Genomic DNA, 9,735 nt, shown 5'->3' on the forward strand with positions numbered 1-9,735 from the left:
TACTTATAGACGATGAGATTTGGCCACTAACAAAGTATAGAGAATTGTTGTTTACACGATAGAGTTTCTTATTTGTTATCACTTTGAGTGATTTCGGTTTTTACCGAAATTGTATTTCGACAAGCTCAGCAGAACTATTGAGAGGTTGGGAGTTATTTCGAAAAGGAGGGCGACTTTATGTTATAAGTAATCGAAAACCCGATATAGAAATTGGTATTACTGTGGGCTTTTTACTGCAATTCCTAACGCACTTATTTGCTAGATTATATTTTTAAGCAAAGGTTGTTTTTTTATTTTTGGAGATGTTTACTTAATGTGTTTACTAGTTTTTTCTGGCAAAGTTGAGAAAGGCTTGTTATCCATTAACAGTTTAATAAGAGGTTAAACCGTGTTTCATATTTTAATGAAAGGGTGTTAGTTTTTAAAATATTACTTTACTTTTGCACCACAATAAAATATTATGAGTCAAGAAGTTTCAAAACGTTATACGCAACGTGGTGTTTCGGCATCAAAAGAAGACGTACACAATGCTATAAAAAATATTGATAAAGGATTATTTCCAAAAGCATTCTGTAAAATTGTTCCAGATTATTTAACAAATGATGAAGATTATTGCTTGATAATGCATGCCGATGGCGCAGGAACTAAATCATCGTTAGCATATATGTATTGGAAAGAAACTGGAGATATTTCAGTTTGGAAAGGCATTGCACAAGATGCGCTAATAATGAATATAGACGATTTGTTGTGTGTTGGAGCAACCAATAATATTATGCTATCCTCAACAATAGGGAGAAACAAAAATTTAATTCCAGGAGAAGTACTTTCGGCAATCATTAATGGTACTGAAGAGTTGCTTGAAGATTTAAAATCGTTTGGAGTAACCATTCATTCTACGGGTGGAGAAACTGCCGATGTTGGCGATTTGGTTCGCACCATTATTGTAGATTCTACCGTTACTGCACGCATGAAACGAAGAGATGTTATAGATAACGCAAATATTAAAGCTGGAGATGTTATTGTTGGTTTAGAAAGTTTTGGGCAAGCTACTTATGAGAAAGGATATAATGGTGGCATGGGAAGCAATGGTTTAACATCAGCAAGACACGATGTGTTTAGTAAATATTTAGCTGATAAATACCCTGAGAGTTTTGATGCTTCAGTTCCAGAGGATTTAGTGTATTCTGGTGGTGTTAAGTTAACTGATAAAGTTGATAATGCGCCAATTGATGCTGGTAAATTGGTGTTATCTCCAACACGAACTTATGCGCCTATTATAAAAACTATTTTATCAAAATATAATGCTGAAACCATACACGGAATGGTACATTGCTCTGGTGGTGCGCAAACTAAAATCCTTCATTTTGTGGATGAGTTTCATATTGTAAAAGACAATATGTTTCCTATTCCACCTTTATTCAAATTAATTCAAGAGCAAAGTAAAACAGATTGGAAAGAAATGTACCAAGTGTTTAATTGTGGTCACAGAATGGAACTTTATGTAACTCCAGAAATTGCAGACGATATTGTTTTAATCTCTAAAACGTTTAATGTCGATGCTAAAATAATTGGAAGAGTTGAAGCATCTAAAATTAAAAAACTTACAATAAAATCTGAGTTTGGAGAGTTTACTTATTAAGTTTAATTCTTTTTTGTTAAATTGGAATGATTTTTGATAAAATCGTATATTAATTATATCCAACCCTAATTATGAGAAATACGCTTTTAGCTTTAATTTGTTTGTCTGTTCAATTTGCATTTGCTCAACCCGATTCCTTATTTATAAAACCTATTACACCTAAAGACGAACTTAAGGAGTTGAGACCAGAATGGACTCAAAAAAACAAAGCTACTTTTGATTTAAGCGAAGTTGCCTTTGTAAATTGGAATGCTGGTGGTAGTAACTCTATATCTGGTTTGCTTGGTATTAGGTCTGAAGCAAATTACAAAGACAAATACTTTTTTTGGAACAATAACGTATCAATGCGTTACGGAATAAACAAGCAGCAAAGTAGAGAGGTTAGAAAAACAGATGATTTATTCGAAATTAATTCTAATATTGGTTATAAGCCGGATAGTATTTCTAATTGGTTTTATTCAGCAAGACTTAATTTTAAAACGCAGTTAGCTAATGGTTATAAATATCCAAATACAGATGAGCCTATTTCAAGACTGATGGCTCCAGGTTATTTGTTTTTTGGAGGTGGTATGGAGTATGGAAAACATATTGAAGAATTATCGTTTTATTTTTCGCCAATTACTTTAAAAGCAACTTTTGTTTTAGATGAAGATTTAGCAAACGCAGGGTCTTTTGGTGTTACACCAGCTGTTTTAGATGAAAACGGAAATATAGTTGTAGAAGGAGAGCATATTAGAAAAGAAGTGGGTATTTTGGTAACAAACAGTTATAAACTAAAAGTGGCAGAAAACATATCAATGGCTCATCACGTAAATTTGTATACCGATTACATAAATAATTTTGGAAATGTTGATATGGATTGGAGGGTTGATTTCGATTTTAAAGTAAATAGTTTTATGAGAGCGACTTTAGGCTCACATTTAAAGTACGATGATGATGTGAAAACTACTAAGCCTTCAGAAATTGAAGGAGAGTTTGATGAAGCTGGTGCAAAAATACAATGGAAACAATTTTTAGGGATTGGTTTTGCTGTAGATTTTTAAAATTCATATTTTTTTATTTAAAAAACTTGTTAACTTTTTTGTGTTAATAATTTTATAATGCACTAAAAATCAATTACTTAATTTATTTTACTTGTAAACTTTATGATTTTTGTCATGTTTTAAGTTGAATTTTTTTAGTTTATTTATAGCTTGTTAAATAATCTATACTGAACTAAAACCGAAATCAACTTATGAAAGTAAACCTTACCAAAACTCAACCTAAAACTTACACACAAGACGAAGCTTTTAAAGCAGCTTTAAAGTACTTTAAAAATGATGATTTAGCAGCTCGTGTATGGCTAAATAAATATGCCTTAAAAGATTCAAAAGGGAATATTTACGAGCTTACCCCAAACGACATGCATCAAAGAATAGCAAAAGAAATTGCTAGAGTAGAAACTAAATATGCAAACCCTTTAAATAAAGATGAAATTTTTAACTTAATTAAAGATTTTAAATATATAGTCCCTCAAGGTAGTCCAATGGCTGGTATTGGAAATCCGTTTCAAATAGGTTCTTTATCAAATTGTTTTGTTATTGGCAACTCTGGAGAATCAGATTCTTATGGAGGTATTATGAAAATAGACCAAGAGCAAGTACAGCTCATGAAACGGCGTGGTGGGGTTGGTCATGATTTGTCACACATTCGTCCTAAAGGCTCTGGAGTTAAAAATTCGGCATTAACATCTACAGGGCTTGTGCCGTTTATGGAACGTTATTCTAATTCTACAAGAGAAGTAGCACAAGATGGTAGGCGAGGTGCTCTTATGCTTTCGGTATCTATAAATCATCCAGATTCAGAAGATTTTATCAATGCCAAGTTAGAACAAGGAAAGGTTACAGGTGCCAATGTATCGGTTAGGGTTGATGATGAATTTATGAAAGCTGTTAAAAGCGGAACACAGTATACTCAAAAATATCCTATATTTTCTAATGCACCTAAAGTAACAAAGTCTATTGAAGCTAAAGCACTTTGGAAAAAAATAGTACATAATGCATGGAAATCTGCCGAGCCTGGAATTTTGTTTTGGGACACCATTATTAACGAGTCTGTGCCAGATTGTTACGCCGATTTAGGCTATAAAACAGTATCAACTAATCCTTGTGGCGAAATTCCATTATGTCCATACGATTCCTGTAGATTGTTGGCTATTAATCTATTTTCTTATGTAGAAAATCCTTTTACAGAACAAGCCTCATTTAATTTCGAGTTATTTAAAAAGCACGTTGGTTTTGCACAGCGCATAATGGACGATATCATTGATTTAGAGCTTGAAAAAATTGACGCTATTTTGCAAAAAATTGATGCGGATCCTGAATTGGATGAAGTTAAAGCAATCGAGCGTAACTTGTGGATTAATATAAAAAGAAAAGCTGCAGAAGGCAGACGAACAGGGGTTGGTATTACAGCAGAAGGCGATATGTTGGCCGCTTTAGGCATTAAATATGGAAGCGAAAAAGGAAACGCATTTTCTTTAGAAGTTCATAAAACCATTGCTGTTGAAGCTTATAGGGCATCAGTACATTTAGCAAAAGAGCGAGGTGCATTTTCAATTTTTGATGCAGACCGCGAAAAAGATAATCCGTTTATACAGCGTTTAAAAGAAGCAGATAACCAACTATATTACGAAATGTTAGAATATGGTAGACGTAATATTGCTTTATTAACTATTGCGCCAACAGGAACTACAAGTTTAATGACTCAAACAACTTCTGGGATTGAGCCCGTATTTATGCCTGTTTATAAACGTAGAAGAAAAGTAAATCCAAATGATAAAAATGTTCGTGTAGATTTTGTTGATGAGGTTGGAGACTCTTGGGAAGAATACGCGGTATTTCATCATCGTTTTAAACAATGGATGGAAGTAAATGGTGTAGATACCTCTAAAAACTTTTCGCAAAGTGAATTAGATGATTTAATTAAAAAGTCGCCTTATTATGGTGCCACTTCAAACGATGTCGATTGGTTAAGTAAAGTAAGCATGCAAGGCGCTATACAAAAATGGGTAGATCATTCTATAAGTGTAACTATCAATTTGCCAAATGATGTATCAGAAGATATGGTTGGCGATTTATATTTAAAAGCATGGGAAGTAGGCTGTAAAGGCGTTACCGTTTATAGAGATGGTTCACGTTCTGGGGTTTTAATTTCTAATGAAGAAAAGAAAGAAGAAACCGATGATAAATTAACAGCTTTTCCTATGAAGCGACCTCAGGTTTTAGAGGCTGACGTGGTTCGTTTTCAAAATAATAAAGAAAAATGGATTGCTTTTATTGGTTTAATAGACGATAAACCATACGAAGTGTTTACAGGACTTGTAGATGATGAAGATGGTATTTTAATCCCGCGTTGGGTTAATGAAGGATTGATTATTAAAAACAGAAATGAAGATGGTACATCGCGTTACGATTTTCAATATAAAAACAAAAGAGGCTATAAAACCACTATTGAAGGGTTATCGCATAAATTCAATCCAGAATTTTGGAACTATGCAAAACTATTTTCTAGTACGTTGCGCCACGGTATGCCAATTGATAAAATTGTAGATTTAATTAACAGCTTGCAGCTTGATACCGAATCGATTAATACATGGAAAAATGGTGTGGCTCGGGCTTTAAAGCGTTATGTGGAAGATGGTACCAAAGCTAAAGGACAACGTTGTGATAATTGTAAATCGGAGCATTTAATTTATCAAGAAGGTTGTTTAACCTGTAAAGATTGTGGCTCTTCTAAATGTGGATAGTCATTAAGTTTTAGTTAAAAAAAAAGGAAGTCAATAGGCTTCCTTTTTTTGTTTTAATCTAAAGCACCCAAACTTAAATATTTATAATCTTCAAGTTCTGTTAAATTATTAATCAGTTTTGTATGACCGTTTTTAATAAGATAAATATCATCAGAAACATCGATAATATGGCGGTACATATGGTCTGTTATTATAACTATTTTATGTTGTTTTTCTTCAGAAATTAATGCTTTCACTTTATCAATATGTAAAGGATCTAAATGCGAAAAAGGTTCATCTAATAAAATAATTTTTATGTCACTTTTTAAAATAATATAGATTTCTATTACACGACGTTCTCCACCAGACAGCTTATTGAAATTAGTATTTTTAAAAATTAAAAAGGAGTCAAAATCAGCTATAAAGTGTTTCCAAGACACACCAAAAAGCTTAAAAACTGTTTTAGTTTTTATTCTATCTGGTATAAAATGATGCTGCGGTAAGTAAGCTACTAATTTTGTTTGATAAAGCGGTTTTAAAATAGCCTTACCATCAATTCTTATAAGCTTGTATTTGGGTTTTAAATTGCCAAAAATAATATTTAATAAACAGCTTTTTCCGGACCCATTACTTCCTAAAAGCCCTGTGATTTTTCCTGTTTCTGCTTTTAAATAGACGCCATAGAGAATCCTTTTTTCTTTAAAATAAAGTTCAACATTATCTATTTCAATAATCATGTAAATTCTTTTAAAATTAAAAGAAACGGAATGCTAAAAAACAAGTCAATAAGATATAAAAAAGCAAATAGTTTTAAGGTTGAAATACCCAAATTTTTATAAAAAACAAGTTTTCGTTTGGCATTCGTTTCATTTAAAAAATACCATAAAAAAGCAACTAATAATAACTTTACAATGGCAATTGGAATGATTTCATATTTTAAAAAAGAAAGAAAAGTGTTTATTCCGAAAGACCATAAAATTAATGGCCTGTAAAAAATGAGTATGGAGAATAACTGCTGCATAATAATAGTAATAACGATAAACAGCCAAAAATATTCTTAAGCTATCTGTAATAGTACAGTGCGTTATTACTTAAAATTCATAAATTATTGTATTTTTGGCTACCAATAAAACACGCAGATGTTAGAGAAATTACAAATAGTAAAACAACGTTTTGATGAGGTTAGCGATTTAATTATTCAGCCCGATATAATTACCGATCAAAAGCGTTATGTTGAGCTAAATAGAGAGTACAAAGACTTGCGAATTCTTATGGATAAGCGTGAGCAATACATAGAGTTTACCAATAATTTAGAAGAAGCTGAAGCCATTACTTCAGATGGTAGTGATGCGGAAATGGTAGAAATGGCTAAAATGCAATATGACGAAGCTAAAGAAGGTATTTCGAAGTTAGAAGAGGAAATAAAAGTACTCTTAATACCTAAAGATCCTGAAGATGCAAAAAATGCAGTTGTAGAATTACGTGCAGGAACTGGTGGTGATGAAGCCAGTATTTTTGCAGGCGATTTGTTTAGAATGTACACTAAGTATTGTGAAAGTAAAGGCTGGAAAGTAGATACCGTAGATTTTAGCGAAGGTACTAACGGCGGTTTTAAAGAAATTCAGTTTGAAGTATCTGGTGAAGATGTTTATGGTACTTTAAAGTTTGAAGCTGGTGTGCATCGTGTACAGCGAGTACCACAAACAGAAACTCAAGGGCGAGTGCATACTAGTGCTGCCACTTGTATGGTGTTTCCAGAAGCCGAAGAATTTGATGTAGAAATTAATCCAAAAGATGTGCGAATCGATTTTTTCTGTTCGTCTGGTCCTGGGGGGCAGTCTGTAAACACAACTTATTCTGCGGTACGATTAACACATATACCAACAGGTTTGGTGGCGCAATGTCAAGACCAAAAATCGCAACATAAAAACAAGGAAAAAGCTTTTAAAGTGTTGCGTTCGCGTTTATACGAAATGGAGTTGGCTAAAAAGAATGCTGAAGATGCCGAAAAGCGAGGCAGTATGGTAAGTTCTGGTGATAGAAGTGCTAAAATTAGAACCTATAATTATTCGCAAGGTCGAGTTACAGATCACAGAATTGGTTTAACACTTTACGATTTAAGTAATATTATGAATGGTGATATTCAAAAAATAATAGACGAGCTCATGTTAGCGGAAAATACTGAGAAGTTGAAGGCTAATGATGATGTGATTTAAAAATTAATTTAGCCTGATAATTGAGGTTTTTTTATGAAAAAAATTGGTAGAAATATATTAATAGGGATAGCAGTTTCACTTGTGCTTTTAAAGCTTTTTGGAGTTTTAAATTTTTTTAATATTCCCTCAACCTCCAATGAGCCTAATTTGAAATTAGGTTCACATTTTATTGGGACAAATTTAATAAAACCTAAAGCTCTTGATTTTGCGTATTTTAAATTTTCAGATAGCCTTAAAGGTTATACGATAGTTAAAAGATTGATTGCATTACCAAATGATAAATTGGAATGTAAAAATGGAGTTTATTTTGTAAATGATATAAATGTTGATAAAGGTTTAAATTTAAGATATAAGTATCTAGTTGATAAGGTCTTTTTTAACACTTATATTAAGAATAAATTTAATGAAGATGAATCGTTTTTGTTTTATGAAAACTATAAAATAAAAGACTCGGTTTTTGTTTTTTTGGACGAAGACTTTGTAGAAAAACTTCCAATTAAAATAAATCGTTCATTACAATACAAGTCAGATAATCTTTCAAAAGATATTTTAAAAAGAAATCCAAATTGGAATGAAAGTAATTTTGGACCAATAGTTTTACCTAAAGGTAAATATTTTTTTTCGGGTGATAATAGAGATAATTCGTATGATTCAAGATACAGAGGTTTTGTAGATGAAGAAAATATTAAAGGTGCATTATTAATACAGTTTTAAATGACAACAAACCAACTAATTTCAGAAATCAAAAAAAAACAATCCTTTCTTTGCATAGGATTGGATGTCGATTTGAATAAAATACCACTGCATCTTTTAAAAGAAGAAGACCCCATATTTGCGTTCAATAAAGCCATTATTGATGCGACACACCATTTATGCGTTGCCTATAAACCTAACACTGCATTTTATGAAGCTTACGGATTAAAAGGGTGGAAGTCTTTAGAAAAAACTATTAACTATTTAAACGAAAAGCATCCAGAAATTTTTACAATCGCAGATGCCAAACGTGGAGACATTGGGAATACGAGTACGATGTACGCCAAAGCTTTTTTTGAAGACTTAGCATTCGATTCTGTAACTGTTGCACCGTATATGGGTAAAGATTCGGTAGAGCCTTTTTTAGCTTTTAAAGATAAACATACCATTCTTTTGGCATTAACATCAAACCAAGGCGCTTTCGATTTTCAAACAAAAACAGTTGATGGAAAAGAATTGTATAAACAGGTTTTAGAAACCTCTAAAACTTGGGAGAATTCAGAAAACTTAATGTATGTTGTTGGTGCCACAAAAGCGGAATATTTAGCAGATATTAGGCAAATTATTCCAGATAGTTTTTTATTGGTTCCTGGTGTTGGTGCACAAGGAGGGAATTTACAAGACGTTTGTAAATATGGCATGAATTCGCAAGTTGGACTGCTTATCAATTCGTCCCGCGGTATTATTTATGCTTCAAAAGGAACCGATTTTGCTCAAGCAGCAGCTGTTAAAGCTGAGGAATTGCAAAAACAAATGGAAGAGATTTTAAGTGCACAGTCTCGGTAAATAGTCTCAGTCAGTTGTATCGTTATAAAACTGAATACTGCGACTACGACTGAAAACTATAAATATGAGAGACCAACTCCATCGTAAACTTCAACTAAAACAAACCCCAAAGCGCATCGTATCGTTAGTGCCAAGTCAAACAGAATTGTTAGTCGATTTAGGTTTAGAAACTAGTATTGTTGGCATCACTAAATTCTGTGTGCACCCAAATTATTTGAAAAAAGAAAAAGTAATAGTTGGTGGTACAAAACAGATAAATATCGATAAAATTAAAAGTTTAAATCCAGATATAATTTTTTGTAATAAAGAAGAAAATACAAAAGACCTTGTTGAAGCTTGCGAGCAAATTTGCAATGTTCACGTGTCTGATATTTTTACTATTGAAGATAGTTTAGAGCTGATTAATCAATACGGAACAATTTTTAATAAAAAAAAAGAAGCTCTGAAAATTGCAAATGAAATTCAAAAAGAAGCGGATGATTTTAAAGTTTTCATTCAAAAAAAACGAACTCTAAAAGCCGCTTATTTTATTTGGAAAAACCCGTGGATGGTTGCAGGAAACGATACTTTTATTG

At 32.3% G+C, this 9,735-nt stretch carries 8 protein-coding genes; 7 read left to right on the forward strand and 1 reads right to left on the reverse strand.

Going from position 1 to position 9,735, the window contains the following annotated elements; all coding sequences use genetic code 11:
• Positions 1-460: 460 nt before the first annotated feature.
• The 3 genes from AADI82_RS10930 (at position 461) to AADI82_RS10940 (ending at position 5,426) form a co-directional block, all read left to right on the forward strand.
• Positions 461-1,639 (forward strand): AIR synthase related protein, encoded by a 1,179-nt coding sequence (locus AADI82_RS10930; protein WP_341216474.1) that lies wholly within the window; start codon positions 461-463, stop codon positions 1,637-1,639.
• A 71-nt stretch (positions 1,640-1,710) separates the two neighbouring features.
• Positions 1,711-2,682 carry a DUF3078 domain-containing protein gene (locus AADI82_RS10935; RefSeq protein WP_341216475.1) on the forward strand — a complete coding sequence of 324 codons (972 nt, stop codon included), beginning with the start codon at positions 1,711-1,713 and terminating at the stop codon, positions 2,680-2,682.
• A 191-nt stretch (positions 2,683-2,873) separates the two neighbouring features.
• Entirely contained in the window at positions 2,874-5,426 is a 2,553-nt protein-coding gene (locus AADI82_RS10940) for an adenosylcobalamin-dependent ribonucleoside-diphosphate reductase (RefSeq protein WP_341216476.1), read from the forward strand.
• Positions 5,427-5,479: 53 nt separating this feature from the next.
• Here AADI82_RS10940 and AADI82_RS10945 read toward each other — a convergent pair whose 3' ends face one another.
• Positions 5,480-6,142 (reverse strand): ABC transporter ATP-binding protein, encoded by a 663-nt coding sequence (locus AADI82_RS10945; protein ID WP_341216477.1) that lies wholly within the window; start codon positions 6,140-6,142, stop codon positions 5,480-5,482.
• 402 nt (positions 6,143-6,544) lie between these two features.
• Between AADI82_RS10945 and prfA the strand changes: the two genes are divergently transcribed.
• The 4 genes from prfA to AADI82_RS10965 form a co-directional block, all read left to right on the forward strand.
• Positions 6,545-7,621 carry a peptide chain release factor 1 gene (gene prfA, locus AADI82_RS10950; protein WP_341216478.1) on the forward strand — a complete coding sequence of 359 codons (1,077 nt, stop codon included), beginning with the start codon at positions 6,545-6,547 and terminating at the stop codon, positions 7,619-7,621.
• Positions 7,622-7,654: 33 nt separating this feature from the next.
• Positions 7,655-8,335, forward strand: a complete 681-nt coding sequence (lepB, locus tag AADI82_RS10955) for a signal peptidase I (RefSeq protein ID WP_341216479.1) — start codon at positions 7,655-7,657, stop codon at positions 8,333-8,335.
• Positions 8,336-9,160, forward strand: a complete 825-nt coding sequence (gene pyrF, locus AADI82_RS10960) for an orotidine-5'-phosphate decarboxylase (RefSeq protein WP_341216480.1) — start codon at positions 8,336-8,338, stop codon at positions 9,158-9,160.
• A 64-nt stretch (positions 9,161-9,224) separates the two neighbouring features.
• A partial coding sequence (locus AADI82_RS10965) for a helical backbone metal receptor (RefSeq protein ID WP_341216481.1) occupies positions 9,225-9,735 on the forward strand: 511 nt, incomplete at its 3' end.

Source organism: uncultured Wocania sp. (assembly GCF_964021735.1).
Lineage (GTDB): Bacteria > Bacteroidota > Bacteroidia > Flavobacteriales > Flavobacteriaceae > Wocania_A.

Coding starts and splice junctions, on each gene's coding strand:
- AADI82_RS10930 (WP_341216474.1), top strand. CDS start 461: ATGAGTCAAGAAGTTTCAAAACGTTATACGCAACGTGGTGTTTCGGCA.
- AADI82_RS10935 (WP_341216475.1), top strand. CDS start 1,711: ATGAGAAATACGCTTTTAGCTTTAATTTGTTTGTCTGTTCAATTTGCA.
- AADI82_RS10940 (WP_341216476.1), top strand. CDS start 2,874: ATGAAAGTAAACCTTACCAAAACTCAACCTAAAACTTACACACAAGAC.
- AADI82_RS10945 (WP_341216477.1), bottom strand. CDS start 6,142: ATGATTATTGAAATAGATAATGTTGAACTTTATTTTAAAGAAAAAAGG.
- prfA (WP_341216478.1), top strand. CDS start 6,545: ATGTTAGAGAAATTACAAATAGTAAAACAACGTTTTGATGAGGTTAGC.
- lepB (WP_341216479.1), top strand. CDS start 7,655: ATGAAAAAAATTGGTAGAAATATATTAATAGGGATAGCAGTTTCACTT.
- pyrF (WP_341216480.1), top strand. CDS start 8,336: ATGACAACAAACCAACTAATTTCAGAAATCAAAAAAAAACAATCCTTT.